Source organism: Shinella sp. 838, from assembly GCF_029623935.1.
Taxonomy (GTDB): domain Bacteria; phylum Pseudomonadota; class Alphaproteobacteria; order Rhizobiales; family Rhizobiaceae; genus Shinella.
In genome coordinates, this window is the sequence record NZ_JARSBQ010000004.1 from 58,167 (window position 1) to 84,329 (window position 26,163).

Annotated in this window: 29 protein-coding genes; 18 read left to right on the forward strand and 11 right to left on the reverse strand. The window is 63.8% G+C overall.

Features of this window, described 5'->3' with window-relative positions; all coding sequences use genetic code 11:
- Positions 1 to 291: 291 nt before the first annotated feature.
- From P9A16_RS14845 to P9A16_RS14860, 4 genes are all read left to right on the forward strand, one after another.
- Positions 292 to 462, forward strand: a complete 171-nt coding sequence (locus P9A16_RS14845; protein ID WP_023514505.1) for a hypothetical protein — start codon at positions 292 to 294, stop codon at positions 460 to 462.
- Positions 462 to 998 (forward strand): NUDIX hydrolase, encoded by a 537-nt coding sequence (locus tag P9A16_RS14850; RefSeq protein WP_023514506.1) that lies wholly within the window; start codon positions 462 to 464, stop codon positions 996 to 998. Before P9A16_RS14845 ends, P9A16_RS14850 begins: the two co-directional genes overlap by 1 nt.
- Positions 999 to 1,212: 214 nt before the next feature.
- On the forward strand, positions 1,213 to 1,422 hold the full coding sequence (locus P9A16_RS14855) for a hypothetical protein (RefSeq protein ID WP_023514507.1): 210 nt from the start codon (positions 1,213 to 1,215) through the stop codon (positions 1,420 to 1,422).
- A 157-nt stretch (positions 1,423 to 1,579) separates the two neighbouring features.
- Positions 1,580 to 3,238: an FMN-binding glutamate synthase family protein gene (locus P9A16_RS14860; RefSeq protein ID WP_023514508.1), complete on the forward strand. Its 1,659-nt coding sequence runs from the start codon at positions 1,580 to 1,582 to the stop codon at positions 3,236 to 3,238.
- An 82-nt stretch (positions 3,239 to 3,320) separates the two neighbouring features.
- On the opposite strand, the gene P9A16_RS14865 is transcribed toward P9A16_RS14860, so the two are convergent.
- The 3 genes from P9A16_RS14865 to P9A16_RS14875 form a co-directional block, all read right to left on the reverse strand.
- Positions 3,321 to 3,785 (reverse strand): GFA family protein, encoded by a 465-nt coding sequence (locus P9A16_RS14865; protein WP_023514509.1) that lies wholly within the window; start codon positions 3,783 to 3,785, stop codon positions 3,321 to 3,323.
- A 32-nt stretch (positions 3,786 to 3,817) separates the two neighbouring features.
- Entirely contained in the window at positions 3,818 to 3,985 is a 168-nt protein-coding gene (locus P9A16_RS14870) for a hypothetical protein (RefSeq protein ID WP_023514510.1), read from the reverse strand.
- 119 nt (positions 3,986 to 4,104) lie between these two features.
- Positions 4,105 to 4,791, reverse strand: coding sequence for a GntR family transcriptional regulator (locus P9A16_RS14875; RefSeq protein WP_023514511.1), 687 nt, complete (start codon positions 4,789 to 4,791; stop codon positions 4,105 to 4,107).
- A 257-nt stretch (positions 4,792 to 5,048) separates the two neighbouring features.
- Here P9A16_RS14875 and P9A16_RS14880 point away from each other — a divergent pair, with 257 nt between their 5' ends.
- The 7 genes from P9A16_RS14880 to P9A16_RS14910 all read left to right on the forward strand — a co-directional run bounded on the left by P9A16_RS14880 (position 5,049) and on the right by P9A16_RS14910 (position 12,857).
- Positions 5,049 to 6,149: an ABC transporter ATP-binding protein gene (locus P9A16_RS14880; RefSeq protein WP_023514512.1), complete on the forward strand. Its 1,101-nt coding sequence runs from the start codon at positions 5,049 to 5,051 to the stop codon at positions 6,147 to 6,149.
- 2 nt (positions 6,150 to 6,151) lie between these two features.
- Positions 6,152 to 7,075: an ABC transporter permease gene (locus P9A16_RS14885; RefSeq protein ID WP_023514513.1), complete on the forward strand. Its 924-nt coding sequence runs from the start codon at positions 6,152 to 6,154 to the stop codon at positions 7,073 to 7,075.
- Positions 7,068 to 7,871: an ABC transporter permease gene (locus P9A16_RS14890; RefSeq protein ID WP_023514514.1), complete on the forward strand. Its 804-nt coding sequence runs from the start codon at positions 7,068 to 7,070 to the stop codon at positions 7,869 to 7,871. The genes P9A16_RS14885 and P9A16_RS14890 overlap by 8 nt, the downstream gene beginning before the upstream one ends.
- A 42-nt stretch (positions 7,872 to 7,913) precedes the next feature.
- The gene (locus P9A16_RS14895; protein ID WP_037409688.1) at positions 7,914 to 8,948 is read left to right on the forward strand and encodes an extracellular solute-binding protein; all 1,035 of its coding nucleotides are present in this window, start codon (positions 7,914 to 7,916) and stop codon (positions 8,946 to 8,948) included.
- A 77-nt stretch (positions 8,949 to 9,025) separates the two neighbouring features.
- Positions 9,026 to 10,207 carry a serine hydrolase domain-containing protein gene (locus tag P9A16_RS14900; protein WP_023515369.1) on the forward strand — a complete coding sequence of 394 codons (1,182 nt, stop codon included), beginning with the start codon at positions 9,026 to 9,028 and terminating at the stop codon, positions 10,205 to 10,207.
- Between the two features lie 20 nt (positions 10,208 to 10,227).
- Positions 10,228 to 11,898, forward strand: coding sequence for an amidohydrolase (locus P9A16_RS14905; protein WP_023515370.1), 1,671 nt, complete (start codon positions 10,228 to 10,230; stop codon positions 11,896 to 11,898).
- Between the two features lie 80 nt (positions 11,899 to 11,978).
- Complete coding sequence (locus P9A16_RS14910; protein WP_023515371.1) at positions 11,979 to 12,857, forward strand: DMT family transporter; 879 nt, start codon at positions 11,979 to 11,981, stop codon at positions 12,855 to 12,857.
- A 5-nt stretch (positions 12,858 to 12,862) separates the two neighbouring features.
- Here P9A16_RS14910 and P9A16_RS14915 read toward each other — a convergent pair whose 3' ends face one another.
- The 6 genes from P9A16_RS14915 to speB form a co-directional block, all read right to left on the reverse strand.
- Positions 12,863 to 13,645 carry a carbon-nitrogen hydrolase family protein gene (locus P9A16_RS14915; protein ID WP_023515372.1) on the reverse strand — a complete coding sequence of 261 codons (783 nt, stop codon included), beginning with the start codon at positions 13,643 to 13,645 and terminating at the stop codon, positions 12,863 to 12,865.
- A 218-nt stretch (positions 13,646 to 13,863) separates the two neighbouring features.
- A complete protein-coding gene (locus tag P9A16_RS14920) occupies positions 13,864 to 14,661 on the reverse strand; it encodes an ABC transporter permease (protein WP_023515373.1) in 798 nt (265 codons plus the stop codon).
- Positions 14,658 to 15,512 (reverse strand): ABC transporter permease, encoded by an 855-nt coding sequence (locus P9A16_RS14925; RefSeq protein WP_023515374.1) that lies wholly within the window; start codon positions 15,510 to 15,512, stop codon positions 14,658 to 14,660. Before P9A16_RS14925 ends, P9A16_RS14920 begins: the two co-directional genes overlap by 4 nt.
- A complete protein-coding gene (locus P9A16_RS14930; RefSeq protein ID WP_024271646.1) occupies positions 15,509 to 16,543 on the reverse strand; it encodes an ABC transporter ATP-binding protein in 1,035 nt (344 codons plus the stop codon). The genes P9A16_RS14925 and P9A16_RS14930 overlap by 4 nt, the downstream gene beginning before the upstream one ends.
- Before the next feature lie 81 nt (positions 16,544 to 16,624).
- On the reverse strand, positions 16,625 to 17,713 hold the full coding sequence (locus P9A16_RS14935) for an ABC transporter substrate-binding protein (RefSeq protein ID WP_023516960.1): 1,089 nt from the start codon (positions 17,711 to 17,713) through the stop codon (positions 16,625 to 16,627).
- A 68-nt stretch (positions 17,714 to 17,781) separates the two neighbouring features.
- Positions 17,782 to 18,834, reverse strand: a complete 1,053-nt coding sequence (speB, locus tag P9A16_RS14940; protein WP_023516961.1) for an agmatinase — start codon at positions 18,832 to 18,834, stop codon at positions 17,782 to 17,784.
- 182 nt (positions 18,835 to 19,016) lie between these two features.
- On the opposite strand from speB, the gene P9A16_RS14945 reads away from it, so the two are divergent.
- The 5 genes from P9A16_RS14945 to cueR all read left to right on the forward strand — a co-directional run bounded on the left by P9A16_RS14945 (position 19,017) and on the right by cueR (position 22,827).
- Positions 19,017 to 20,033, forward strand: a complete 1,017-nt coding sequence (locus P9A16_RS14945; protein ID WP_023516962.1) for a LysR substrate-binding domain-containing protein — start codon at positions 19,017 to 19,019, stop codon at positions 20,031 to 20,033.
- A gap of 17 nt (positions 20,034 to 20,050) precedes the next feature.
- Positions 20,051 to 21,223, forward strand: a complete 1,173-nt coding sequence (locus P9A16_RS14950; RefSeq protein ID WP_023516963.1) for an aminotransferase — start codon at positions 20,051 to 20,053, stop codon at positions 21,221 to 21,223.
- Positions 21,224 to 21,441: 218 nt separating this feature from the next.
- Positions 21,442 to 21,909, forward strand: a complete 468-nt coding sequence (locus tag P9A16_RS14955) for a MarR family winged helix-turn-helix transcriptional regulator (protein WP_023515674.1) — start codon at positions 21,442 to 21,444, stop codon at positions 21,907 to 21,909.
- A gap of 76 nt (positions 21,910 to 21,985) precedes the next feature.
- Entirely contained in the window at positions 21,986 to 22,201 is a 216-nt protein-coding gene (locus tag P9A16_RS14960) for a heavy-metal-associated domain-containing protein (protein WP_023515675.1), read from the forward strand.
- Positions 22,202 to 22,416: 215 nt separating this feature from the next.
- A complete protein-coding gene (cueR, locus tag P9A16_RS14965) occupies positions 22,417 to 22,827 on the forward strand; it encodes a Cu(I)-responsive transcriptional regulator (RefSeq protein ID WP_023515676.1) in 411 nt (136 codons plus the stop codon).
- A gap of 1 nt (position 22,828) precedes the next feature.
- On the opposite strand, the gene P9A16_RS14970 is transcribed toward cueR, so the two are convergent.
- Both P9A16_RS14970 and P9A16_RS14975 read right to left on the reverse strand, forming a co-directional pair.
- A complete protein-coding gene (locus tag P9A16_RS14970; protein ID WP_023515677.1) occupies positions 22,829 to 23,221 on the reverse strand; it encodes a YybH family protein in 393 nt (130 codons plus the stop codon).
- Between the two features lie 20 nt (positions 23,222 to 23,241).
- Positions 23,242 to 23,868: a TetR/AcrR family transcriptional regulator gene (locus P9A16_RS14975; protein WP_023515678.1), complete on the reverse strand. Its 627-nt coding sequence runs from the start codon at positions 23,866 to 23,868 to the stop codon at positions 23,242 to 23,244.
- A 128-nt stretch (positions 23,869 to 23,996) separates the two neighbouring features.
- Here P9A16_RS14975 and P9A16_RS14980 point away from each other — a divergent pair, with 128 nt between their 5' ends.
- Both P9A16_RS14980 and P9A16_RS14985 read left to right on the forward strand, forming a co-directional pair.
- Entirely contained in the window at positions 23,997 to 25,073 is a 1,077-nt protein-coding gene (locus P9A16_RS14980; protein ID WP_037409684.1) for a polyamine ABC transporter substrate-binding protein, read from the forward strand.
- 226 nt (positions 25,074 to 25,299) lie between these two features.
- Positions 25,300 to 26,163: an ABC transporter permease gene (locus P9A16_RS14985; protein ID WP_023517481.1), complete on the forward strand. Its 864-nt coding sequence runs from the start codon at positions 25,300 to 25,302 to the stop codon at positions 26,161 to 26,163.

A 26,163-nucleotide genomic window follows, 5' to 3' on the forward strand; every position in this document is an offset into this window, starting at 1 on the left:
TTCTGTCCAGCATCGTGATGCTTCGTTGTCGGCGTTGCTGTCGTGCGCCGTGGCATGCTGCAGAAGGACGCACCCTCTTGAATTTGCCGCATTGAACGGCCAAGTGCAGGCTATGACTATGGAAACGCCCGCCAGAATTTCGAGGTTTCGCGATCAAGCGCGCTCCCTGACCCGGAGCCGGCTGTCTTGACCCTGTAACGCCGCCGCAAATCCCGCCGCTCCGGGAACCCCACAATCCAACAGTGCGGTTCATGTCGTCTCGCCCTTGTGGCGTTCCGATGGAGCGTTTCCATGTCCACGTCTCATTCCCTGAAAACCTGCCTCACCTGCGACCGGCGCCTGCCGCGCGCAGCCAGCCGTTGCCCCTGGTGCAAGGCGCCCATTCTCGTCCGCTCTGCCTGCGGCGCCCGCCACGGGCCCGGCGCGACGGTCTTCTTCCTGCGCGGCGAGGGGAGGGCATGATGAGAGGCAAGACACGCACCAGCGTTCCCGCCCCCGAGGCCGGTCACTGCGATGAACTGCAGCAGGTCGGGGTGCTCCCCTGGCGCCTGCGGCGCGATGGCGAGCCGAAGATGTTGCTCATCACCTCGCGCCGGCGTGGGCGGTGGATCGTGCCCAAGGGATGGCCGATGAAAGGGCGATCGGCCGCGGCCGCGGCCTCCCGCGAGGCCTTTGAGGAGGCTGGCATCATCGGCGATATCTCTCCTTCGCCTGTGACCTCCTATCGCTACTGGAAGGCACTGGATGACGGCTCGGAGGTTTCCTGCCGCGTCACGGTGTTCGGCATGAAGGTGCGCGGCACGCTGAGCCATTGGCGCGAGAAGGGGCAAAGGCAGCGGCGCTGGTTTTCCCTCACCGCGGCGGCCGAACGTCTCGACGACACGGAGCTTGCCGCCTTCGTGCGGTCGCTCGACGCCTCCTCGGAAGCGCTGCGGTCGCTCGGTCCACTTGCCGGGTGGACGTACCCGCCCGGCGAGCCGCAGACCGGCGAACGGTGAGGGAGCCGATGGTTTCGCTCCGTCTCGCCCGCCGCCGTGGTTCCTCACGCCCTTTCCGCAGGATCGGCGCCGACTGCTGAGAGCCTGGCGCTGCGAACTGCAAATGCAAGCGCGGCGCCAGGATTTCGCTTTCCGACCCAAGAAGAAAACCTGCGGAGCAAGGCCGGACGCGTCGTCGTGCCGCCGCCTTGCCCCTGTTCAGAAAGAGCCAGATATGAGCTTTCGATATAGTCACACCTTCCCCATCAGCGGTCCGAACAAGCTGCCCCGTTTCAGGCAGTGGGCGGCGGAAAACCTGCCGGGCATCGCTTTCTCCCTGCCGCCGCAGGTTCCGGTGAAGAGCACGGCCCTGACGGTGCGCCTGCAATCCATCGAGGATCGCGCTGTGCTGACAGAGAAGCTGGCGGGCGCAGGCTTCAAGTGACGTGAGGCGCGGCGAACGATTGCCTTTACCGTCCGGTAAACATCTGCTGACACAAAGATGTGGTACCGGCATGGTGGCGTCGTTCGCCGCATCTCTTCCTCGAACGCCCCGATCACATCGATCTCCCCACGATACCAGCGATTTTCGGACCAGACATATGGTAAAGGCCCTCGTTTCCAACCAGCGTTATGCAGTGTTCTTCCTTGTCGGGGTGGCTGCATTCGCCTCCCTCGGCGGCGCGCTGCTCTATAGCGGCTGGCTGTTCCTCGTCGCCGCGGCCTGCGGTGCGTTGTTCCTTCTCGGCATTCACGATCTGCGCCAGCACAGGCACGCGATCCTGCGCAACTATCCGGTGGTCGGGCATCTGCGCTTCCTGCTGGAGAGCATCCGGCCGGAAATCCGCCAGTACATCATCGAAAGCGACAATGACGCAGTCCCGTTCAACCGGCAGGACCGCGGTCTCGTCTATCAGCGCGCCAAGGGGGTGGAGGACAAGCGGCCGTTCGGCACGATCGAGAATGTCTACGGTTCCGGCTATGCTTGGCTCACCCATTCCGCGACGCCGGTCGCCATTGCGGACACGGACTTCCGCGTGCGCGTCGGTGGGCCGGCCTGCCGGCAGCTCTATGAAGCCAGCCTCTACAACATCTCGGCCATGAGCTTCGGTTCGCTCTCGGGCAATGCCATCCTCGCCCTCAACACCGGCGCGCGCAAGGGCGGCTTCGCGCATGATACGGGGGAGGGCAGCATCAGCCGCTACCACCGGCAGGGCGGGGGCGATCTGATCTATCAGGTCGCATCCGGCTATTTCGGCTGCCGCGGCGAGAATGGCCGCTTTTCGCCTGAAAAATTCGCCCAGCTTTCTGCCGATCCCCAGATCAAGATGATCGAGATCAAGCTGAGCCAGGGGGCAAAGCCCGGCCATGGCGGCATGCTGCCGGCCTCGAAGATCTCGCCGGAAATCGCGGAGGCCCGTGGCATTCCGATGGGTATCGACTGCATTTCACCGGCTGCGCACAGCACATTCTCGACCCCGATCGGCCTGATGCGGTTCGTCGGGCAGCTGCGTGAGCTCTCCGGCGGAAAGCCGGTCGGCTTCAAGCTGTGCATCGGTCATCGCCGTGAGTTCATGAGCATGGTCAAGGCCATGCTTCAAACGGGCATCGTTCCCGATTTCATCGTGGTCGACGGTGCGGAGGGCGGAACGGGCGCCGCCCCGGTGGAGTTCGCAAACCGCGTCGGGATGCCGATGCTCGAGGGGTTGACCTTCGTGCACAACACGCTGCGCGGCGCAGGCATCCGCAACCAGGTCCGCATCGGCGCGGCGGGCAAGATCGTCTCCGCCTTCGACATTGCCCGCACGCTGGCCCTTGGCGCGGACTGGTGCAACGCCGCGCGCGGCTTCATGTTTGCCATCGGCTGCATCCAGGCGCAGTCCTGTCACACCAATCGCTGTCCGGTCGGCATCGCCACCCAGGACCCCGTGCGTCAGCGCGCGATCGATCTTGGCGACAAGAGCGATCGCGTCGCGCGGTTCCATCGCAATACCATGCATGCGCTGGGCGAGATCGCCGGTGCCGCCGGCCTTGGCGATCCGAGCGATTTCATGCCTTACCACTTCATGTTCCGGCAGAAGGACAACGAGTTCCTCGACGGCAACGAGGCCTATCCCTATCTGCCCGAGGGCTTTCTCGTCTCCGGCTCGGAAATTCCGGAACTGGCCGACTGGCACGACCGCTGGGACCGTGCCAGCGCCGAAAGCTTCGCCCCGCCGGAAATCCCCCACGGGCCGTTCCGCAAGCGCAGGGCCGCTTGACGGTTACAGCGCCCCGGATGCGCCGGGGCGCTGCCTGTATTTGCGTTCCATAATTAAGCTTATGTGATCGTTTGCCGGTCTCTTAGGGCTCGGACTCATCAGCCGGAATGAACCGCAACACGCCCGCAAGGCTTGGGCCGCTTCCGGCTGGCCTGTCGGATGGATGCGAGACGCCGTCGTTGACTGGAATTTCGGAAAAATCGAAGGGGCTGATGCCCTCGAGGCAGGCGACGTTGACGCCGTATTGCTCAGGGTTGGAGCGGCGCTGGTGGTGGATATAGATGCCGCAGCGTGCGCAGAAGTAGTGTTTCGCTGTCTTCGTGTTGAACTGGTAGAGGGTAAGCAGCTCCTCGCCCTCCTCGATGGCGATGTCGGAGAGATTGGCGGAAACCGCGATGGCGCCGCGCATGCGGCAATAGGAACAGGAGCAACGGCGCGCGCTGTGCAGCCCATTTGCAAGGCGAACTCGGAAGCGGACGGAGCCGCAGTGGCAGGCGCCGCCGATGGTGTCGATATCCTTGTCGAGGGGATTTTCTCCGTGCGCCATTGGGGCCTCCTTCGACGATCGGTCCCGCCCGCTTACAGCGTCTGTGGCGCGATGAACTGGTAATAGGCCCAGACAAGGACGATCACCGCGAGAACGGCTATCCAGATGAGGCCCTTTTTCGGTTGCGGCGCCTTCGGAGTGTTCTTGTTTTCCTGCTGCGGCTTCCGGCGTTCGAATTTCAGAACATTGTTGTCGTTCATGGCATCCTCCGGTGCGCGGGCTTGGCAGTCGCCGAGAGCTTTACCGGCGATCTGCCCCTTTCTGCAAGCGCTCACCAAAGAAGAATACCGGTCGGGTTGTCGTGGAAACCCCGGTGCCGTCAACTCGCCTTCCGCGCGGCGCCCATCTGTTCGAAATGCATCTGCCCGAGATGGCCCGTGCCGTCGCGGATGTCGGCGGCGATGGCCGCCTTGAGCGCGTCGGGATTGCGCGCGACGATGGCGGCGAGCGCTTCGGCGTGGCGGTCGATCTGGTAGGTGGCGGAAAGGGTTTCGCCCGCCCGGCGCATGAAGGGCGCAAGGCGCAGCCAGAGGGATTCGATCAGCGGCAGCATCACCGTGCCCGGCCGGGCCTCGTAGAGGCAGCGGTGGAAATCGAAATTCGCCTCCACGAGGCGGCCGAAATCGCGCCGTGCCAGTGCCTCGTCGGCCTGCTGGTCGAAGGCGCGCAGGCGCGCGAGTCGGGCCTCGTCGATGAAGGGCATGGCGCGTTCGGCGGCGCGGGTTTCGAGCGCGATGCGGGCCTCCAGCACCTCTTCGAAGCGCTGCGGATCGATGTCCGGCACGCGGACGCGGCGATTATCGAGCAGTTCCAGCGCGCCGTCGGCAACCAGCCTGTGCAGCGCCTCGCGCACCGGCATGGCGCTGACGCCGAGGGATTCGGCCAGGCCATTGATCGTCACCGGATCGCCCGGCTCGAACTGGCCCGTCATGACGGCCCGCCGCAGCACGCGGTAGACCCATTGCTTGGCGGATTCGGACGCTTCGCGACCGGCAGCAACCAGCATGCGGAAACCCTCCCCTCTGTCGACCCGGCCTCTGCCGGCTTATCGTCTCTGGGCTGAATTCTGCGACCCTTGCACGCAAGGCGGATAAAATCGCAAAGCTCAAAATCACCCTTTACAGATTTGATCAAATTATGATTTGTTGTGATCATAAGCAAGATAAGCCTATCACATAAGAACCGCGATCAGCGGTCGGACAGAGGACAGCCGGCGCTTTGGGCGGAGCACGCTCGGGCGGCCGGACGATAAACGGGGAACCGATGACTGAGACCCGAACGACCGCGGCCCATGGCGGTGCCATCGGCATGCATGGCATCAAGAAATGGTTCGGCAATTTCCAGGCCGTCGACAATGTGACGCTGGATATCCGGTCGAATGAATTCTTCACCCTTCTCGGCCCTTCCGGCTGCGGCAAGACTACGCTCCTGCGTATGATCGCCGGCTTCGAGCTGCCGACCGAAGGACAGGTCCTGCTCGATGGCGTGGATATTTCCAGCCTTCTGCCGAACCAGCGGCCCGTCAACACGGTCTTCCAGAACTATGCCCTCTTCCCGCACCTGACGGTGGCCGAGAACATCGGTTTCGGCCTCAAGATGCTGGGCAAGCCTCGCTCGGAAATCGACAGCGTCGTCAAGGACATGCTGAAGCTTGTCCATCTGGATGGGCGCGGCGACAATCCGGTCACCCAGCTTTCCGGCGGCCAGCAGCAGCGCGTGGCGCTCGCCCGGGCTCTCGCGCCGCAACCGAAGGTGCTGCTGCTCGATGAACCGCTTTCCGCGCTCGACCTGAAACTGCGCAAGTCCATGCAGATGGAGCTGAAGCGCCTCCAGACCGAAACCGGCATTACCTTCGTCTTCGTCACGCATGACCAGGAGGAAGCGCTCACCATGTCCGATCGCATCGCCGTCATGTCGACGGGCACGGTGCGCCAGGTGGGCTCGCCCTGGGATATCTACGACCGTCCGGCCGAACGTTTCGTGGCCGACTTCATCGGCGAGACGAATTTCCTTTCGGCCGAGGTCGTTGCGGTTTCCGGCGACCGGGCCCGCGTGCGGCTCTCCTCCGGCGCGGAGATCCCGGCGACCTTCCCGGCCGACCTGACGCCCGGCGGCAAGGTGACGGTTGTCGTCCGTCCCGAACATGCCCAGGTCGCAGCCCCCTCGCCGTCTTCGGTGTTGCGCGGCACCATCCACGAAATCGTCTATCTCGGCACGGACACGCATTTCCACATTCGCCTCGAGGACGGCACGACCTTCACCGTGCGCCAGCAGAATACCCGCAGCGGGTCCTGCGGCTTTTCGAAGGACGAGGTGGTCGGCATCAGCCTCAGCGACGACGTCGCCCAGATCTTGAGGGATTGACGATGAGCGGCGCACAGCAGGCCGCTCTCGCGGCGCAGAAAAAGGACATCCGCTCCCGCTGGCTGCTCAGCACGCCGGCCCTGCTCATCATCTTCTTTGCGGCCGTCGGCCCGCTGCTCGTGATGCTGCTCTACTCCTTCATGGCGAAGGGCGACTACGGTGATGTCAAGTTCGGGGAGTTCTCGCTCGACGGCTGGGTCTCGGTCTTCTTCCAGCGCGACATATTCGACGATACGCTCGGGCTTGCGGATGCGCATCTGTCGATTATCTGGCGCTCGCTCCAGCTGTCGTTCTTCACGACGCTCCTCACCCTGATCCTCGGCTTTCCGACCGCTTACTTCATCGCGACGCGCCCGGCGCATACCCGTGAGATCTGGGTCTTCCTGGTGACGATCCCGTTCTGGACCAACCTTCTGATCCGCACTTTCGCCATGCAGCAGGTCATCCGCAACGAAGGTCTGCTCAACAACGCCCTGATCTGGCTCGGCGTGATCGATTCCCCCCTGCAGATCATGTACACGGACACTGCCAACCTGCTCGGCATGACCTATGTCTATCTGCCGCTCATGGTGCTGCCGCTCTATGCCTCGATCGAGAAGCTCGATTTCCGGCTGGTGGAAGCGGGCTACGATCTCTATGCGAGCCGCCTGCAGGTCCTGCGCGGCATCGTGATCCCGCTGGTGAAGCCCGGCATCATCGCCGGCTCCATCCTCGTCTTCATTCCCTCGCTCGGTGCCTACGTCATTCCGCGCGTGCTCGGCGGCGGCAAGAACATGATGCTCGGCAACCTCATCGAGATGCAGTTCGGATCGGGCCGCAACTGGCCGCTCGGCGCCGCCATGTCTATCACCCTGATGGCGCTGGTGATGGTTGCGCTGATCTTCTACGTGCGCAATGCCTCGCGGGGAGGTTCGAGCCATGTTTAAATCGCATTTCGACATCCGCTCGCAGCCCGGTTTCGGGCTTATCACCCTCTTCACCTTTTTTGCGCTTTACCTGCCGATCGCGGCGCTGGTCATCTACTCCTTCAACGGGGCAGAATCTCTGTCGCGCTGGGATGGTTTCTCGGCACGCTGGTTCGTCGCCGCCTGGCAGAACGCGGCCGTTCAGGACGCGGCCATCCGCTCGCTGATCATCGCGGTCTGGGCCGCTCTCCTTGCCACGATCGCCGCCACCATGGCGGCTCTCGCGACGACGCGCACGACGCCCTATCGCGGCCTCACCTTCAAGTATGCGCTCATCAACCAGCCGCTGATGGTACCGGAAATCGTGACGGCCGTGGCGCTGCTCATCGTCTTCTCGCGCATCAAGGTCTGGACAGGCTATTCGGGGCTCGGCTACCTGATCGTGGCACATACCGCCTTCTGCATTCCCTTCGCCTACCTGCCCATCCGTGCCCGGCTGGAGAGCATGGACCTGACGCTGGAGCGGGCGGCGGCCGACCTTTATGCCTCGCGCTGGCAGACCTTCCGGCATGTGACCCTGCCGCTGCTGCGCCCGGCGGTCATCGCTGGCTTCATGTTGTCCTTCGTCATCTCCCTGGATGACGTCGTCATCACGGAGTTCGTGAAATCCGGTGGTCAGGATACCCTGCCGACCTACATGCTGGGACAGCTCCGGCGCGAGACGACACCCGAGATCAACGCCATCGCCACGGTCTTCCTAGCGCTTTCGACGGCACTCGTCGTGATCTTCTTCTTCATCAACCGAAAAAAACAGTAATCATCTCGACGAACAAACGACAGAGAGGAACAGAGAATGAAAATGAAATGGATGACGACGACCGCGACGGCGGCCATTGCCATGCTGGCGACGGCGGGTGCCGCCTCGGCAGCGGGCGAGCTCAACATCTACAACTGGGGTGACTACACCAACCCGGAGCTGATCAAGAAATTCGAGGCGAAGTTCGACGTCAAAGTGACGGTCACGGACTACGATTCGAACGACACAGCACTTGCCAAGGTCCGCGCCGGCGGCCACGGCTTCGACATCGTCGTACCGTCGGCGAACTACGTGCAGATCTGGGTCAAGGAAGGCCTGCTGCAGGAAGCCCGTCCGGACCAGATGGAGAACTTCAAGAATGTCGATACGCGCTGGGTCGACGTGCCGTGGGATCCCGGCCGTCACTACACCGTTCCGTGGCAGTGGGGCCTGACCGGCATTGGCGTCAACGCTTCCGTCTACAAGGGCGACATCAACACTTCGGCGATCTTCCTGGATCCGCCGGCGGAACTTGCCGGCAAGATCAACGTCGCGCCGGAAATGAACGACGTGCTCTTCGCCACCATCAAGTACTTCGGCGGCGAATGGTGCACGATGGACAAGGACGTGCTGCGCAAGGTCCGCGACAAGCTCGTCGAGGCGAAGACGAAATGGCTCGCCATGGACTACAGCGTGACCGAGAAGCTGCCGGCCGGCGACTATGCCGCCGTCTACTACTGGAACGGCGCCATCATGCGCTCGCGCCTGAAGAACGCCGACATCAAGTTCGGTTACCCGAAGGAAGGTTTCCCCTACTTCATGGACAGCGTCGCGCTGCTGAAGGATGCGAAGAACACCGAGAATGCCAAGCTGTTCATGAACTTCATCATGGATCCGGAAAACGCGGCCCTGATCTCCGCCTTCGCCAAGTATTCCAACGGCATCAAGGGTTCCGAAAAGTTCCTGCCGGCGGAAATGCAGAATGCGCCGGAACTGGTCGTGCCGGCTGAATTCGAGCCTGCAGGCCAATTCCTTGCAAGCTGCGAACCGGATGTGCAGCAGCTCTACACGAAGATCTGGACCGAACTGCAGAAGTAAGCGGCAAGGCCGCGAAAACCGAGGACAGCTGGACGCGGGAAGGCTTTGCGCCTTCCCGCGCTTCAGTTGGTTATGTCATGATGAAGACGTTCAAGGACGAGCACGGCTTTACCCGTGCGGATGTTACGCTCGCCAACTGGCGCACTGCCCCCTATAGCCGCTGGACCTTTCAGAATGTCCGCGATCTCGTGCCGACGGCGGTGATTGCGGCAGAGGTGCCGGCCGCCGAAGCGCCGCTTCCCAGCGACGCCTTTCTCGATGCGGCGATGGAGACAGGCCTTGCCGGTGCCGCGAGCGCCCGCGCCTTCCTCGACTTCGCCCATACAGACGCCTTCGTAATGATGCGCCGGGGCGAGATCGTCGCTGAATATTACGCACCGCATGCCAATCCGGATGCGCCGCACCTTGTCTTCTCCATCTCGAAGTCGCTGACGGCCGTCGTCTCCGGCATCCTGGAGGCGGACGGACTGATCGATCCCGACCGGCCGGTGGCGGATTACCTGCCGGAGGCCAAGGGCAGCGTCTATGGCGACTGCACCTATCGCGACGTGCTCGACATGCGCGTCAGCCTGGATTTCGAGGAAGCCTATCTCGACCCGCACGGCGCCTTCGCGCGCTATCGCCGCGCCATGCTCTGGAACCCGCCGGAGCCGAACATTGCGCCGGAAACGCTCGCCTCCTTCCTCGTAACCCTCGAGAAGGCCGAGCGGCCGCATGGCGGGCCGTTCTATTATGCCTCGCCGAATGCCGATCTGCTCGGCGTCGTCATCGAGCGCGTCACCGGCGCTCGTTTTGCCGACCTCACCTCCGATCTTCTCTGGAAGCCGATGGGTGCCAAGGGCAATGCCAACATCACGGTGGACGCGATCGGCACGCCGCGCACCGCGGGTGGCGTTTCCATGACGGCGCGCGACCTTGCCCGTCTTGGTGAACTGCTGCGGAACCACGGCGTGCGCAACGGCCGGCAGATCGTGCCGGAAGGCTGGATCCGCGACATGCAGGAGAACGGCGACCGGGAGGCCTGGCAGCAGGGCCGCAATGTCGACCTGCCGAACGGGCGCTACCGCAGCCAGTGGTACCAGTCGGGCGAAGCCGACGGTGCCTTCTGCGCGATCGGTATCCACGGCCAGTGGCTCTATGTCGATCCGAGCACTGAGACCGTCATCGTCAAGCTCTCCTCCCAGCCGGAGCCGCTGGGCGACGAGGAGAACCAGGACAATTTCACGTTCTTCCGGGCGCTTTGCCGCCGGGCAATCTGAACGCATTTCAAGGATACGCCATGCAGACGGAAGCGAGCTTTATCATCCGCAATGCGCGGGTGCTGACCATGGATGCGGCGAACCCGCGGGCGAATGCGGTCGCCATTGCCGGAAACCGCATCCTGGCCGTCGGCTCCGAAGCGGAGATCGATGCCTTTTCGGGGCCCGACACCCATGTGATCGACGCCAAGGGCGGGACTGTCCTGCCCGGCTTCAACGAAGCGCACATGCACATCTTCGGCGGTTCGGCCGAACTCACCGAATTGTCGCTGGCCGGCGTCAAGGGATTTGACGCCCTCGAAAAGGCCGTGAAAGGCTATGCCGCCGACTATCCGGAGCGCCAGCTCCTCATCGCGCAGCAGGCGGACTACACGATCCTCTCTGACGACGAGCGCATGACGCGGCATCATCTCGACCGGATCCTGCCGGACCGCGCGCTGCTGATCGTCGCGCCCGACCACCACACCGCCTGGGCCAATACGACGGCGCTCAGGATGGGCGGCATCCTGGAAGGGCGAGATGTCGGCGTCGGCAACGAGATCGTCATGGCCGACGATGGCCTCGCGATCGGTGAACTGCGCGAGAGCAACGCCATCCGCCCCGTTTCCGCCTTCGGCGAGACCGGCGGGCGCGAAATGCTCGGTGTCGGCACCGGCGGCGACCCGGAGCATGTGACGGCAGAAGAGCGTGCCGGCGATATCGAGGTCATCAAGCGGGGCCTTGCCTATGTGGCTTCGCTCGGCATTACCTCGCTGCAGAACATGGACGGCAGCCTCTACCAGCTTGAAATGCTCGACGAGATCGAGCGTACGGTGGGCCTGCCGGTGCGCGTGCGCATGCCCTTCCACATGAAGAATTTCATGCCGCTCTCGGATCTCGAGACGAAGGCGGCCGCGTGGCGTAACCGCTTCAACACCGATCGCCTTCGCTGCGATTTCGTCAAGCTCTTCATGGACGGCGTGACGGAATCGGGCACCGCCGTTTTCATCGACGACTATGCACACCAGCCTGGCTGGAAGGGCGACCCGCTGTTCTCGCAGGAACACTTCGACAGCATCGCGATTGCCGCCGACAAGCTGGGCCTGCCGGTGGCGGTTCACGCCATCGGCGACGGCGCCGTGCGCATGGTGCTTGATGGCTACGAGGCCGCCATCAAGGCGAACGGCAAGCGCGACAGCCGCAACCGCATTGAGCATATCGAGGTCGTGCATCCCGAAGATATCGGGCGTTTCAAGGAACTCGGCACCGTCGCCTCGATGCAGCCGACCCATCCGCCGGGCAGCGCCGGCCTGCCGGTCGAGCCCTACCTCTCCTACATCGGCGAAGACCGCTGGCCCTATGCTTTCGCCTGGCGCACGCTGGTCGATGCCGGGGCGGAGATCGTCTTCGCTACGGATTGGCCGGTTTCCCCGCTCGACCCGATGAACTGCATCGAATGCGCCATGACGCGTGGTCTCTGGAAGGAGGGCCTGAAGGACGAACGGCTCTCGCTGGCCGAGACGCTGGCCGCCTATACGAAGAATGGCGCCTGGGTCGAGTTCATGGAAGACCGCAAGGGCATGCTGAAGGCGGGCTATCTCGCGGATGTCGTCGTGCTCTCGGACAATGTCGAGGCGGCCGAGCACGGGAAGCTCGCCGCGATCCGCCCTGTCACGACGATTTGCGACGGCCGCATCACCTTTCAGGCCTGAGCGGAGGGCGGCCGTGAAAGGCTCTATCCGCTAGGGGAAATCTGTGCGATAGGCCGGGCGATCATTCGTCCGGTCTTTCCATGTATCTCGCCGAAATCCTTGCCCTTTGCGCCGCCATCTGCATTGCGATGAGCAGCATGCTCGTCAGCGAATTGCGCGGCCGCCTACCGCTTCTCGATCTTGCGCGCCTGCAGATGGGCACCGCCTTTTTCATGACGGCCGCCGTATCCCTCGCCGTCGGTGGCTGGCGCACGATAGGGCTCTGGCAGCTCGGTTTTCTTGCCGTTTCCAGCCTTTTTGGCATCATTATCGCGAGTACGACCTATTTTGCGGCGATCTATACCGCCGGCCCTCGCACCACGGCCCTGCTCTTCTCGCTCACCGCACCCTTTGCCGTCCTGTTCGGTTACCTTTTCCTCGGGGAAACGATAGACGGCCAGCAAGGAGCCGGTATCGCTTGCGTTCTCTTGGGGATCTTGCTCGCGATCGGTGCTCGAGGTACGGCGAAGTCCAAAGGAACCGAGCGGATCTCGTGGCTCGGTATCGTACTGGGCGTCGTTACGGCGCTTGGTCAGGCGCTCGGAAGCCTTGCTGCTCGTCCCGCAATGGCGGCCGGGGCCGAACCTTTCACGGCAATGGCCGTGCGCTCCGGGATTGCGGCCCTGTTCTTCCTGCTTCTCATGGCGGTTCCGCATCCGGTGGTAAAGCCGGCGGCGCAGATCGGAAAAAGGTCGCTGAGCCTTGCGGTCGGCTCTGCCTTTTTCGGTGTGGGCCTGGGCATGTCGCTGCTGATGGCCGCCTTGGCACATGGCAGCGTCGGCATCGTCTCGACGCTGTCATCGATGACGCCGGTCGTGATCCTGCCCATGATCTGGGCCCGCACCGGCGCCGTGCCGCCGCCGCTGGCATGGCTGGGCGCGGCGCTGGCGGTCGCCGGAACGGCTCTGATCAGCCTTTAGGCGGTTCAGCCCTGACGGCCAAGATCGATGAGGTAGGTGTTTTCCGCGCGTGACTTCGCGTAATCCTCGGGGCGGATTTCCGCGAAGAGCAGGGTTTCGCCCTCTGCCGGCGCTTCGGCGAGCAGCTTGCCGTCGGGCGCTGCGATGCGTGACAGGCCGGCATAGGTGAAATGGTCGTCGGCGCCGCAATGGTTGATATAGGCGACGAAGACCTGGTTCTCGAAGGCGCGTACCTGGATCATGTGATTGGCGATGAAAGTGCCGGACGAGCCCTTCGGCAACGCCGTGGGCACGAGGACGAGATCGGCGCCGGCGAGCGCGAGACGCCGGACGTTTTCCGGAAACTCCACGTCGTAGCAGATCAGCATGCCGAGCCGGATGCCGCCGAGTTCCACCATGACGGAGGCAGGTGCGGCGGTGCGGAAGGCGGCGCGCTCGTAGTCGCCATAGAGATGGGACTTGCGGTAGACGGCGTTGGTACCGATGCCATCGGTAAAGAGCGCGCTGTTGTAGACATGCGTGCCGTCCTGTTCGGCAAAGCCCGCGACGATGGCAAGGGCGTTGTCGCGGGCGATCGCGCCGAGGCGCGTGGCAACGTCACCCGTTGCGGGGGATGCGAGACGGCCGAAGGCCGCCTCCCCTGCCCCATAGCCGGGAACGGCAAGTTCCGGCACGACGAGCAGCCTGGCACCGCCGGCTGCCGCATCGGCGGCAGCTGCCGCGATGCGCTCGATATTGGCCTCGCCGTCGCCGGCAATGGCGTGCATCTGGAGGGCGGCGATCCGCATGCGGGCTCCTGTTCGTTGTGGCCTTCCGGCAGCAAGCGTCCCGCTCCTGACGGGCCGTCAGGGCGTTATCGCTTGTCTTCGAGCCGCGAAAACGCCCTAACCTGTTGTCTTTCGTGTTCCCGGACGGAGGATCGGTCCCCGCCTTCCGGACGTACTCTCGATCCTTGCTTTGCCGCATTATCCGACGCCGAAGCGATTTCGCTTCGGCTGGAAATGCTCTAGTCCCGCGACGACATGGCGCCGAGCAGCTTCGGCAGGTCGCCGAAGCGGGCGACGAGACCGAAGATGGTGGCGGCGATGGCGACGAAGAGGATGGTGACCGAGGCCATCGTCGGCGTATAGCCGTAGCGCAGGGCGTTGAAGATCTTGATCGGCAGTGTCTCCATCGTGAAACCGATCGTCATGTAGGCAACGATATATTCGTTGAGCGACAGGACGAAGGCGAAGGCATAGCCGGAGATCAGATAGGGCAGGATGAGCGGCAGGACCACCGTGCGGAAGATCGTGCGGTCGTCGGCGCCCATCGTGGCGGCTGCTTCCACCAGCGAACGGTCGATGGAAGAGAAGCCGAGCGAGAGCGTGACCAGCGGCAGCGTCACGAAGAAGATCGCATGGCTGATGACGGCCGTCGCGGGCTGGCCGTAGAAGCCGGTCGTCGCCCAGAAGGTGAGAAGGCCGAGCGCGGTGATGACCGGCGGCAGCGTGAAGGGCGCGACGCCGAGCAGCTGGAAGATGTTTGCCCAGGGCGCGTGGCGGCGCCAGAGAAACCAGGCGAGCGGCAGGGCGATGGCGAGCGCGACGGCCGCTGAAAGAGCCGCGAGCGTTATCGATGCGAAGAGTGCGTTGCGCCATTCGACATTGGTGAAGATTTCGCCGTACCAGCCGAGCGAAAAGCCCTGCGGCGGGAAGGCGAGCGTCTGCTTCTCGTTGACCGAGACACCGGCCACCACGATGATCGGCAGCGAGAGAAAGAGGCCGATAAGGCCGAAATAGACCTTCTGCAGAAGCGCGTTCATGCGGCTTCTCCCTTGCGACCGGCATAGACCGTGAGTGCGACGAGGCCGAGCGTGACGAGCACGAGGAACACGGCCATGGCGGCGGCGAACGGCATGTTGGACTGGTAGATCGCCTGGTCGGTGATGAGCACCGAGAGCGTCCAGTGCTGCGGCCGGCCGAGGATCTGCGGCAGGAGGTAGGAGCCGAGCGCGAAGATGAACACCATGATCAGCGTCGCGACGATGGTGTTCCTGAGCGCCGGCACGACCACGGTGAAGAAGGATTTTACCGGCGAGGCGCCAAGCGTGCGCGCGGCCTCCGTCAGGGTGGGGTCGAGCCGCACCAGCGCGGGATAGAGCACGAGCACGGTATAGGGCAGCGCCTGGTAGGTCATGGCGGTCAACACCGCGCCGAAGCTCGGGTTGAGGGCCACCGCCTCGTTCATGATGCCGAGCATCACGAGCAGATTGGTAATACCGGCGGTGCGCGAGAAGAGGGTCGACCAGGCAAAGCCGATGATGACTTCCGACAGCGACAGGATGGAGAGCAGCGCCACCAGCCAGAGCACCTGCGTCTTTCGCCGGGCGCGCGAGAGCAGATATGTGAAGGGGACGGCGAGCACCACACAGCAGATGGCGACCGTAATCGCCAGGAACAGCGAGAAGCCGAGCACCTTGCCGAAGAACAGGCTCAGGAAGCGGGCATAGTTGTCGAAGACGAAATCGGGCGAGTAGAACCCCGCCGGGTCGCGGCGGAAGAAGGAGACGGCGATCATCGTCGCGAAGGGCACGACGAAGAAGACGATCAGCATGCCCGCGGGAAAGAACAGCGGGCCGTAGTCGGAAAACTTCTGCGGGGCCTCGCGTCTCATGACTTCAGCACCACGCAATCGCCGGGGTTGAGCTGGATGCCGACGGTCTGGCCGACGGCAACGTCTGGCCGGGCATTCGGCATGGAGACGGCGACGACCTGCTTGCCGGCCGCCTCGACGAAGGTCTCGATCGTGCCGCCGAGATCGCGCACGAAGGTGACGGTCCCCGTGATCGGGGCGTTGCCGGCGGCGGTGAGGTGCACGTCTTCCGGGCGCACCGAGATGATGCCGGATTTGAGGCCCGCCGGGATGGAAAGGCCGGGCACCTGCGCGCCGAGCACGCTCGCGCCGGCGCCGTCGGCGGAGAAGTCGATGAGGTTGGTCATGCCGATGAAGTCGGCGACGAAGGTGTCGGCCGGGCGGCGGTAGATTTCGACGGGCGCGGCGGCCTGGCGGATTTCACCGCCGCTCATCACGACGACCGTGTCGGCCATGGTCATGGCCTCGCGCTGGTCGTGGGTGACGACGATGGTGGTGATACCGAGGCGTTGCTGCAGCTGGCGCAGTTCCACCTGCATGGCCTCGCGCAGCTTCGCGTCGAGGGCGGAGAGCGGTTCGTCGAGCAGGAAGAGTTTCGGCGAGATGGCGAGCGCGCGGGCGATCGCGACGCGCTGGCGCTGGCCGCCGGAGAGCTTTGCGACCGGGCGGTCCGCGTAGCCTGTAAGGTGGATCATCGCGAGCAGCTCGTCGACGCGTTTCTTCTGCTCTTCCTTGCCGACGCCGCGGATGCGCAGCGAATAGGCGATGTTCTCGCCGACCGTCAGGTGCGGGAAAAGTGCCAGCGACTGGAAGACCATGCCGAGCTCCCGCTTGTGGGTCGGCACGTTGGTAATGTCCTTGCCGTCGAGCTTGATGGCGCCGCTCGTCGGAAGATCGAGGCCGGCGACCATCCGCATCAGGGTCGTCTTGCCGCAACCGGACGGGCCGAGAAGGCAGACGAAGGTGCCGTGCGGAACCGTCAGCTCGACATTCTTGACGGCCGTGAAGGTACCAAACTGCTTGACGATATTCTGGAGGGTCAATCCGGACATTGGAGCTCCGCTCGGCGCTGACGGTTTTGGGGCCGGCCGGCTGATTGTTCAGCCGGCCGGTCGAGTTCTGGAAGGCGCGGCTCAGCCCGCGATCATTTCCGTCCACTTCTGGTTCAGCCAGTCGGCCTTGGACGTGTAGAGGTCATAGCGCGGGATAATCGGCTCGATGTCCGAGGACACCGCGGCGAACTCTTCCGCCGTGAGGTCGAGCAGATCGCGCTTCAGTGTCGGGGCGGTACCGACCTTGCGCGACAGGAGCGCCTGGATCTTCGGCTGGCACATGTAGTTGATGAAGGTGTGGGCTTCTTCGGCCTTTTCGGAGGCGCGTGACAGGGCCCAGCAACCGGAATCCATGATGCCGCCCTCCTTCGGGAAGGTGGAGCGGACCGGCTGGCCATCCTTTGCGGCAAGGCCCGTCACGTCATGGTAGTACTGGCCCATCGGGATTTCGCCCGACTTCAGCGACTGTTCGAACTGCGCCTCGTCGCGATACCACAGGCGGACGTTCGGCTTGACTTCGGCGAGCTTCTCGAAGGCCTTAACGAGGCCTTCCTCGGTGTCGAGCGCGTTGGTGCCACCGAAATGGGTCTTCGCGGTCACTTCCAGGAGGAACGAGTTCGAGACGAGCGCCAGCAGGCCGAGCTTGTCGGCGTTGGCCGGATCCCACAGCGCATTCCAGGAGGTCGGCGCTTCCTTGTAGACATCCGTGTTGGTCACGAGCGTGATGTACCAGGCGACGGCACCGATGCCGGCGACGCGGCCGTCGGGATACTTGTTGACGAAATGGTCGATGAGGTTCGATGAATTCGGGATCTTGGCCGTGTCGAGAGCGGCCCAGAGTTCGGTCGACTGGCCCTTCAGCATGGCGACCTGCGACATCATCGAGACGTCGGCCGGGGCCTGGCCGGCCTTGGCGGCCTGTTCGAGCTGGACGAGCCAGGCTTCGCCGGTCGGCTCGGCGACCGATTCCACGGCGATGCCGGTCTCCTTGGTGAAATCGGCAAAAATGTTCTTGTCGAACGAATCCTTGAAGTAGCCGCCATACACGCCGACCTTCAGCGACTTGTCCTGGGCGCGCAGCACGGCCGGCATGGCCAGCAGCGAGGCACCGGCAACGCCGGCACCCAGCACCGCGCGGCGGCTGACATTGGTCTTGAGGATGTCACGCATCGTCATTTTTCTCCTGTTAGGCCGGCCGATCGATCCGGCCGGTGCGTTCCCGTTGTTGCTATTGTATGTCAGGCGGTCCGGGCCACGGAAGGGCTGAAAACCATAAGGCTCAGAATTTCGAACAGCACCTGGGCGCCGGCATGGGCGGTGTTGGTCGTGGCGTCATATTGCGGGGCGACTTCGACGACGTCGCCGCCGACGAGATTGATGCCCTTGAGGCCGCGGATCAGCTCCAGAACCTCGCGGCTCGTCAGTCCGCCGATTTCCGGCGTACCGGTGCCGGGGGCGAAGCTCGGGTCGAGGCTGTCGATGTCGAAGGAGAGATAGGTCGGCCCGTCGCCAACGATCGCCTTCGCCTTCTCGATGATGGCAGGAATGCCGAGGCCGCTCACCTCTTCGGCGTGGATGACGGTCATGCCGGACTCATAGGAGAATTCCCAGAGATATTCCGACGAGCCGCGGATACCGATCTGGATCGTGCGGGTCGGGTCGAGCACGCCGTCGAGCACGGCGTTGCGAAACGGGCCGCCATGGTGGAACTTCGTCTGGTCGAAGGAGCCGCCGGTGTCGCAATGGGCATCGATATGGATCATGCCGACCGGCTGTTTCTTCCCGACCGCTTTCATGATCGGATGGGTGATCGAGTGGTCGCCGCCGACGGCGAGCGGGATCACGCCGGCATCCACGATCTGGTTGAAGCGCTTCTCGATGTCGTCATGGCTGAGCTCGAGGCGATAGCGGCTCTGGAAGGGCACGTCGCCGATATCGGCCACGCGCAGTTCCTGCACCGGGGCGCAATCGAGCACGTGGTTGTAGGGGCCGATGCGCTCGATGGAGCGCATGGCGCGCGGCCCGAAGCGCGAGCCGGGGCGGTTGGTGACGCCGAGATCCATTGGCACGCCCGTTATGGCGACCTGGAGATTGCCGAAATCGGGATTTTCCGCATCAAGGGGCATGTAAGGTGCGGAGAGGAAGGTCGGTACGCCGGCATAGGGCGCAAGGCGCGAGCCGCTCTTGGTGAAGATCTTGTCGGCGACCTTGCGGAAGGCCGGGTCGAACAGTTCGCCACCGTGGCTTGCGCCGTACTTTGCCTTGAGTTCGTCGAGCTTGCTGCCGCCCATTGTCCTTACCTCACCTGTCAGAAATGCGGGCAGACCGGGGGCCGGAGCAGAAGCGAGCCAAATGATGTTCCCCCGGGGCTTTGCCCTCGTTCTTCATAGTATCGTAATAAAACGGCTGGAAAATCAATTGACATTGTTGTAGCGGTTTGTGTGAGAAAAACTCACATACCGGAACCGCCTCCATGGCCTCGCGCCTGCCGCCGCTCAACCCGCTTCGCGCCTTCGAGGCGACCGCCCGCCGGGGCGCGGTTTCGGCTGCCGCGCGCGAGCTGAACGTGACGCACGGCGCGGTCAGCCACCAGATACGGGCACTGGAGGAATCGCTTGGCACCGTTCTTTTCGAGCGCGGCGGCAAGCGGCTCAAGCTGACGCCGCAGGGCGCGCTTCTGCTGCCCGCCGTTACCAATGCCTTCGGCGAGATCGCGGCAGCAACGGCGCTGATGAAGCAGCCGGAGACCCGCGGCGATCTCACCGTCACCTGCGTGCCCGCGCTCCTGTCGCTCTGGCTCATCCCGCGCCTCAACACCTTCACCGACCAGTTCCCCGGCGTGCGTGTGACGCTGATCGCCTCCAACGATCCCGACAATCTGCGCTCGCTCGACACGGATGTCAGCGTGCTCTACGGCGATGGCAACTGGCCGGATTGCTGGACGCGGCTCTGGTCGCATCTCCAGCTCTTTCCGGTGGCGAGTCCGACGCTGCTCAACAGCCGTCCGCTGCGCTCGGTGCGCGATCTTTCCGACCACACGCTGTTCCACGGTGACGACGGGCGCGAATGGAACACCTGGCTGGCGGCGGCGGATGCGATCGACGTGGTGCGCGGGCGCCAGCATTTCATGAGCGACGCGCGCCTTTCCACCGAGGCGGCGCTGCATGGCCAGGGTATCGCCCTCGGCGACACGATCACCGCCAGCAACCTCATCGCCTGCGGCGAACTCGTCGTGCCCTTCGACTTGACGGTGCCGGCCAATGACGCGTTCTATGTCGCCTGCCGGCAGGCGGTGCGCCAGGCGCCGATCGTCAAGGTGTTCATCGACTGGCTCTTTGCCTCGCTCGAAGAGAGCCTGCCCGAGCCGCAGACCTCCGCCCGCATGATATTGCGCGGCCGCAGTGGCCGGACCGGTGAAAACCATCACGCGACCGCAATCCCGGCCAAGCGCCGTGTTCCCTCCACCCCCCAGCGCAAGACCCGCGCCTGACCGCTACGGAAATGACAATGCCCCGTTTCAACCCGCTCGTCGAAACCCTTGCCGCCCCGCCGATCCCGTCCGTCTTCGCCTGGGGCGATGCCTATGATGGCCGTAGCGGCCCGATGATCGACCTGTCGCAGGCTGTGCCCGGTTATCCGCCGCATCCCGACATGCTGCGCCTGCTCGGCGAATATGCCGCTTCGCGCGCCTATACGGGCTATGGGCCGATCGAAGGCGAGGACAGCCTGCGCAAGGCCTATGCGCTGCATGTGGCGGAGGCCTACGGCGCGGCGATTGTCGCCGGCAATGTCCATATCACGGCCGGCTGCAACCAGGCCTTTATCTGTGCCGCCATGGCGGTCGCCGGAGCCGGTGATGCGGTGCTGATGACCGATCCCTACTATTTCAACCAGGAAACGACGCTCGCGATGCTGGGTATCAAGACCCGGTTTGCGGCCTGCGACCCCGCCAACGGGTTCCTGCCTGACATCGAGACGCTGGCATCGGCGATTACGCCCGACGTGCGCGCCGTCGCGCTCGTCTCCCCGAACAACCCCACCGGCGCCGTCTATCCGCCCGCCCTGCTGGCGCAGATCTACGATCTTTGCGCCGCACGCGGTGTCTGGCTCATTCTCGACGAGACCTATCGCGACTTCCTGCCGGCCGGTGCCGGCCGGCCGCATGACCTGTTCGGCCGGCCGGGCTGGGAGAGCACGCTGATCAGCCTCTACAGCTTCTCGAAATCCTTCTGCATACCCGGCCATCGCCTCGGCGCCATCACGGCGGGTGCCGGCGTGGTCGAGCAGGTCGCCAAGATCATGGACAACCTGCAGATCTGCCCGCCGCGCTCCGCCCAGGCCGCTGTTGCCACAGCCCTGCCACTCCTGGCCGACTGGCGCGAGGAGAACCGTCGGGAAATCGCCCGGCGGGTCGAGGCGCTGCTTTCGACTATGGCCGGCGCTCCGGCCTGGCGCGTTGGCGCGGTCGGCGCCTACTTCGCCTTCATTGGCCATCCGTTCGGCGAAGCGCCCTCCGCGCGGGTCGCGGAGAAGCTGGCCAAGGAGGCCGGCATTCTCTGCCTGCCCGGCAGCTATTTCGGTGCGCGGCAGGACGGCTACCTCCGCTTCGCCTTCGCCAATGCCGATGTGACGACGATCGGGCGGCTGCAGGAACGGCTCAACCGATTCGCCTTGGACTAATCAGCGGTTGCTACTTTTAGCTGAGCGAGACGATGTTCATGTAGACCCCAGGCATCACCGAATGTCTGGGGGCGGCAAAATCATTTCGCTCCTAATGGTTGCGTGTAGAAAATAGATGCAATCGCGCAGGCCGTGTCTTGTGCTTGCTCCGGTTGTCCTTATGGTCTTGACATGCTGCGCACCGGAGGAAGTCCGGTCGCGGGGAAGAGGCTCAAGTCATGGGAACAGCGGGCGAAATTGACGGGCCAACTACCGAAGGCGCTCTTGGCGCCTCCTTGGTGGCGCAAGGCGTGGTGCATCAACTCCGTCGAGCGCACGGCCAGTTTCTTCACCGTTTCCTCCTCTATTTTTCGGCTATGAACCTGCGTCCGGCAGAGTTCAGCGCCCTCGCCCTGATCGCGGAAAATCCCGGGCGCAAGCAATCGGAGATTGCCGGAGCGATGGGTGTCCAACGGGCGAATTTCGTATCGCTGATGAACGAGCTCGAAGGGCGATGTCTGATCGAGCGGCGTGCGGCGCCGAACGACCGGCGCTCTCACGCCCTTTATGTAACTCCAGCCGGGGCGAGCCTATTTGCAGATGCCCGCAAGGCGGAGGCGGATTTTGAGGCGGATTGCCTGGAGCGACTTGGCGGTACGCGGGCGCGCGACCAGTTCCTGGTCCTCCTCACGCTTCTCTTCGGTTGAGTCTTTCCGGTGGATCCGAGCTTGACCTTGCCATGCGGGAAGGTTTCAGCATGGGTGACCAATCAGGAGACCCTTCATGAGTGACAATGCCCGCCTCGCCTTCACTGTTGCGGATATGACCTGCGGTCATTGTGCCAAGACGATCACGGGCGCGGTCCTTTCTGCCTTTCCGGCCGCCAAGATCGAGATCGATCTCGGCACGAAGCGCGTTTCGGTTGAGAATGCCGGCGACCGCTCTGCCGTCGCCTCTGTCATCGAAGCTGAGGGCTATTCGCCGGTCGACGCCGCCTGAGCGTCAAAAGGCCGCTTGATCTTGACAGACGGGGCACTGCGCGACCATTTCCAGAACGGGATGACGGCCCACTTTGCTCGTATGCTGACGGCTCGCCTGGCTTTTCCTGGCGCGCCGGATGGGTCGGCAGGCACTGCGCTTTGCGCAATGCCCACCGTCTCGATCCTGCTGCGGCCGGAATGTTTTCCCGCGGCTTTCTGCAAGGGAGACTATGCATGAACATCGGCGAAGCGGCAGAGGCGACGGGCGTCACCGCCAAGATGATCCGGCATTACGAAGAGATCGGCCTCATCCGGGCGGCCGGCCGCACGGGCGCGGGCTACCGCGTCTACGGCGCGAAGGACCTCTCGACGCTCTCCTTCATTCGGCGAGCGCGTGATCTCGGCTTTTCCATCGCCCAGATCCGCGACCTGCTCGCGCTCTGGCAGGACCGCGAACGCGCTTCCGGCGACGTCAAGCGCATCGCCAGCGCGCATGTCGCCGAGATGAAGGAAAAGATGCGCCTGCTGCAGGAGATGGTGCAGACGCTGGAGCACCTTTCCGCGCATTGCCACGGCGACGACCGGCCGGATTGCCCGATCCTCGAACAGCTTGCGGCCGGCAAGGCCGAGGAAAAATGTTGCTGACTTAGACCGCGGGCGACAGGTGCTCGTGGACTGCGAGCCAGCGGCCGGACGGGTCGCGGGAGAAGACGATAGTCTCGCGCTCGTTGTTCCTTACGGTCTCGCCACCGATGGAAAGATCGGTCTCGACGGCGTGGGTGAAGATCGCGACGTTGCCGGCAAACTGCACCTGTCGGTCCGTCGAACGGCAGGCGAGCACGCGGAAACCGTCGCGCTTCTCCCAGAGGGCCCACTCGGCCTCGTAGGCGGTGCGGCTTTCGAGGCGGCGGTCGAGATTGTAGAAGAGGAAGCTCGCTTCTTCAGAGAAGGCGGCGAAATAGGCCTCGCGGTCGTGCCGCGCAAAGGCGTCGACCAGCGCATCGGCGGCGGCAAGGACGGTGGTTTCCGGTTCGGTCATGCGGGGAGGCTTCCTGTCGCTCAGACGATCTTGACGGTGCTGATGAGCGCGGCGATGGGCTCGTGCTGGGTGTTGACGCGCGCCTTCAGTTCTTCGAGCGGCATGGCGTCGACCTTGCAGAACTCGATGAACATCATGTTGAGATTGTTGAAGAAAAGCTCACCCATGGCCTTGGTGTCGACGCTGGCCTGTACGATGCCGCGGGCCTGCAGGGTCTCGACGAGGCGAATGACTTGCGCGCAGAGCTGGCCGTCGAGTTCGCTGTAGCGCCGGGAGAGCGGCATGTCCGGCTGCTGGATGGAGATCGCCATGGCCGTACGCCACATCTCCTTGGAGAGGTAGTAGAGCGAATGGTCGTAATACTGCTCGATCAGCGCACGCAGCGCTTCGGCGACGTTCAGCGGTGGGTTGGCGACGATGCGCGTGCCGGCTTCCAGCACCTCCGTCACCTCCATCGCCACGGTCGCGACGAGGATGTCGCCCTTGTTCTGGTAGTAGTTGTAGAGTGTGCCGACGGAGACCTCCGCCATCTCGGCGATGTCCTCGATACGCGCGCTGTCATAGCCCTCGCGGCGAAACAGCGTGGTCGCGGCTTCGAGGATGCGACGTGTCCTGTCCGCCTTCTGTTTTGCGCGCAATCCGGCCATGGAACCTCCGTTGGAATCCCCTCAAAAATGAGATTGACTTAAAAAATGAACTCGTTCAATCTTTTTCTCAAGGCACCGCAATGAGTGCCATCCGCCAGGCCGACAGCCTGCAGCCAGAGGGAAAGACGATGAAGATAACCGTTTCGGGCGGGCTCGGCCGCCGCATGCTTCTTGCCACCGCCACCGCTCTTGTCCTCGCTCCGGCGGGTGCCATGGCGCAGGACGAGTTGAACGCGCTCGTCTGGTGCGATCACACGGATCCCGCGCTGGTCGAGCCGTTCGAAAAGGCCAACAACGTCAAGGTGAACCTCAAGGAATACGAGGGCACGGGTGCGGCGATCTCGATCATCGAGCAATCCCGCCCCGGCGACTGGGACGTGCTTGTCATCGACGCCGTCGACGTGCCGCGCGCCATCGACATGGAAATTCTCGGCGAGATGCCGGCCGATAAATTGCCGCTCGGCGACCTTTTTCCTGAAGTGCGCATGGAGCAGACGACCACGAAGGACGGCAAGGTCTATGCCGTCACGGAAAAGTTCGGCTACAACACGATCTCCTACGACAAGACGAAGGTCGATCCCGCTGACATGGACGACCTCTCCGTCATCTGGTCGGAGAAATACAAGGGCCGCATCGCGCTCTATGACTATTACCTGCCGATGGTCGGCCTGACAGGCGTCGGCATCGGCAAGAAGACCGCCGAACTGAAGCAGGACGACCTGCCGGCGATCAAGGAAAAGCTGTTCGAGATGAAGAAGGTCGCCCGCCAGGTGAGCGACGTCGTCGCCTCGCAGACGGCGCTGGCGACCGGCGAGGTGGACATCGTCGTCGGTGGCGGGGAATGGTTGACGGCCGGGCTTTCGGCGGAAAAGCCGAACCTCGACTGGACCATCCCGAAACAGGGCGCGCTGCGCTGGGCGCAGTCGATCGGCGTCTTCAAGGATTCCGAAAAGCAGGATCTGGCGCTGAAATTCGTGCAGTACATCGTCAGTCCCGAGGGGCAGGCGCGGCTTGCGACCTCCTCCTGCTACTGGGCGATGCCGGCGAACGCCAAGGCGGGCGAGCACCTGACCGACCAGCAGAAGACGGCGCTGCGCTGGGACAGGCAGCCGGACTACCTGAAGAACTCGCAGCTCTATCCGGTGGCGGATGCCGACATGGATGCGGCGATGCAGGATGTGTGGACGGAGATGTTGCAGCAGTAAGGGTTTAATGGAGCGCAGTCGCCCGCGTTGCTGGGCAATCGCATCAGGTTCGCCCCTCACCCTACCCCTCTCCCCGCAAGCGGGGAGAGGGGACTTGCCCCACGAACCGGTCATTGGTCAAGGAAGCCGGTGCGGCATATCCCCGTCTCCCCGCTCGCGGGAAGATGGTGCCGGCAGGCGAATGAGGGGCGGCACCAGCATAGAGCGCGAACGGAGACCCGACCGCATGACCACCACCGCCCTCGAACGCGCCGAGCGCCGTAAGGCCTGGGCCTTTGCCCTGCCGGCGCTCGCCTGGACGGGGTTCTTCTTCCTCGTGCCCTTCGCCTATATGGCGGCGATCAGTTTCTGGACGCGGCAGGGGCGCGAGATCGTCGCGACCTGGACGCTCGATAACTACATTGCCTTCTTCGGCAAGGCGCATTTCTTCAAGGGGCTCACCGTCTCGCTGGAGATTACCGCCATCGTCACCGTCATCTCCATTCTGCTCGCCTATCCGCTGGCCTGGATCATCGCCGAGCGCGTGCCGAAGAAATGGCAGCGTTTCGCCCTCGTCATGGCCATCCTGCCGTTCTGGACCTCCTATGTGGTGCGCTCCTATTCCTGGCTGCTGGTGCTCTCGAAGGGCGGCGTCGTCAATCAGGCGCTGCTCGCCCTCGGCGTCATCGCCGAGCCGCTGGAGCTTTCGGCCAACCGCACCGGCACGGTCATCGGCTTCGTGCACTTCTTCGTCATGCTCTTGACGCTGACGATCTACGCCAACCTCATCCAGCTTTCGCCGAACTATCGCCGCGCGGCGGCAGACCTCGGGGCGAACGCTTTCCAGACTTTTTGGCATGTCGTGTTGCCGCTGACGCTGCCCGGCATCATGGTCGGCGCGTTCCTGACCTTCGTGCTGTGCATCGGCGATTACATCACGCCGCAGATCCTCGGCGGCAACAACGAATTGGTGCTGCCGCAGGTCATCATGCTGCAACTGGGCCGACGGGCGGATTTCCCGATGGCGGCCGCGCTCTCGCTGGTTCTGATGGTCGTCGTGACGCTCGCCTACATCGCCTGCGCCCGCTGGCTGAAGATGGAGAGGACCTGA

What these genes read in the sequence shown, in the direction of transcription:
- P9A16_RS14845 (WP_023514505.1), top strand. Translation starts at nt 292, where the DNA reads ATGTCCACGTCTCATTCCCTGAAAACCTGCCTCACCTGCGACCGGCGC.
- P9A16_RS14850 (WP_023514506.1), top strand. Translation starts at nt 462, where the DNA reads ATGAGAGGCAAGACACGCACCAGCGTTCCCGCCCCCGAGGCCGGTCAC.
- P9A16_RS14855 (WP_023514507.1), top strand. Translation starts at nt 1,213, where the DNA reads ATGAGCTTTCGATATAGTCACACCTTCCCCATCAGCGGTCCGAACAAG.
- P9A16_RS14860 (WP_023514508.1), top strand. Translation starts at nt 1,580, where the DNA reads ATGGTAAAGGCCCTCGTTTCCAACCAGCGTTATGCAGTGTTCTTCCTT.
- P9A16_RS14865 (WP_023514509.1), bottom strand. Translation starts at nt 3,785, where the DNA reads ATGGCGCACGGAGAAAATCCCCTCGACAAGGATATCGACACCATCGGC.
- P9A16_RS14870 (WP_023514510.1), bottom strand. Translation starts at nt 3,985, where the DNA reads ATGAACGACAACAATGTTCTGAAATTCGAACGCCGGAAGCCGCAGCAG.
- P9A16_RS14875 (WP_023514511.1), bottom strand. Translation starts at nt 4,791, where the DNA reads ATGCTGGTTGCTGCCGGTCGCGAAGCGTCCGAATCCGCCAAGCAATGG.
- P9A16_RS14880 (WP_023514512.1), top strand. Translation starts at nt 5,049, where the DNA reads ATGACTGAGACCCGAACGACCGCGGCCCATGGCGGTGCCATCGGCATG.
- P9A16_RS14885 (WP_023514513.1), top strand. Translation starts at nt 6,152, where the DNA reads ATGAGCGGCGCACAGCAGGCCGCTCTCGCGGCGCAGAAAAAGGACATC.
- P9A16_RS14890 (WP_023514514.1), top strand. Translation starts at nt 7,068, where the DNA reads ATGTTTAAATCGCATTTCGACATCCGCTCGCAGCCCGGTTTCGGGCTT.
- P9A16_RS14895 (WP_037409688.1), top strand. Translation starts at nt 7,914, where the DNA reads ATGAAATGGATGACGACGACCGCGACGGCGGCCATTGCCATGCTGGCG.
- P9A16_RS14900 (WP_023515369.1), top strand. Translation starts at nt 9,026, where the DNA reads ATGATGAAGACGTTCAAGGACGAGCACGGCTTTACCCGTGCGGATGTT.
- P9A16_RS14905 (WP_023515370.1), top strand. Translation starts at nt 10,228, where the DNA reads ATGCAGACGGAAGCGAGCTTTATCATCCGCAATGCGCGGGTGCTGACC.
- P9A16_RS14910 (WP_023515371.1), top strand. Translation starts at nt 11,979, where the DNA reads ATGTATCTCGCCGAAATCCTTGCCCTTTGCGCCGCCATCTGCATTGCG.
- P9A16_RS14915 (WP_023515372.1), bottom strand. Translation starts at nt 13,645, where the DNA reads ATGCGGATCGCCGCCCTCCAGATGCACGCCATTGCCGGCGACGGCGAG.
- P9A16_RS14920 (WP_023515373.1), bottom strand. Translation starts at nt 14,661, where the DNA reads ATGAACGCGCTTCTGCAGAAGGTCTATTTCGGCCTTATCGGCCTCTTT.
- P9A16_RS14925 (WP_023515374.1), bottom strand. Translation starts at nt 15,512, where the DNA reads ATGAGACGCGAGGCCCCGCAGAAGTTTTCCGACTACGGCCCGCTGTTC.
- P9A16_RS14930 (WP_024271646.1), bottom strand. Translation starts at nt 16,543, where the DNA reads ATGTCCGGATTGACCCTCCAGAATATCGTCAAGCAGTTTGGTACCTTC.
- P9A16_RS14935 (WP_023516960.1), bottom strand. Translation starts at nt 17,713, where the DNA reads ATGCGTGACATCCTCAAGACCAATGTCAGCCGCCGCGCGGTGCTGGGT.
- speB (WP_023516961.1), bottom strand. Translation starts at nt 18,834, where the DNA reads ATGGGCGGCAGCAAGCTCGACGAACTCAAGGCAAAGTACGGCGCAAGC.
- P9A16_RS14945 (WP_023516962.1), top strand. Translation starts at nt 19,017, where the DNA reads ATGGCCTCGCGCCTGCCGCCGCTCAACCCGCTTCGCGCCTTCGAGGCG.
- P9A16_RS14950 (WP_023516963.1), top strand. Translation starts at nt 20,051, where the DNA reads ATGCCCCGTTTCAACCCGCTCGTCGAAACCCTTGCCGCCCCGCCGATC.
- P9A16_RS14955 (WP_023515674.1), top strand. Translation starts at nt 21,442, where the DNA reads ATGGGAACAGCGGGCGAAATTGACGGGCCAACTACCGAAGGCGCTCTT.
- P9A16_RS14960 (WP_023515675.1), top strand. Translation starts at nt 21,986, where the DNA reads ATGAGTGACAATGCCCGCCTCGCCTTCACTGTTGCGGATATGACCTGC.
- cueR (WP_023515676.1), top strand. Translation starts at nt 22,417, where the DNA reads ATGAACATCGGCGAAGCGGCAGAGGCGACGGGCGTCACCGCCAAGATG.
- P9A16_RS14970 (WP_023515677.1), bottom strand. Translation starts at nt 23,221, where the DNA reads ATGACCGAACCGGAAACCACCGTCCTTGCCGCCGCCGATGCGCTGGTC.
- P9A16_RS14975 (WP_023515678.1), bottom strand. Translation starts at nt 23,868, where the DNA reads ATGGCCGGATTGCGCGCAAAACAGAAGGCGGACAGGACACGTCGCATC.
- P9A16_RS14980 (WP_037409684.1), top strand. Translation starts at nt 23,997, where the DNA reads ATGAAGATAACCGTTTCGGGCGGGCTCGGCCGCCGCATGCTTCTTGCC.
- P9A16_RS14985 (WP_023517481.1), top strand. Translation starts at nt 25,300, where the DNA reads ATGACCACCACCGCCCTCGAACGCGCCGAGCGCCGTAAGGCCTGGGCC.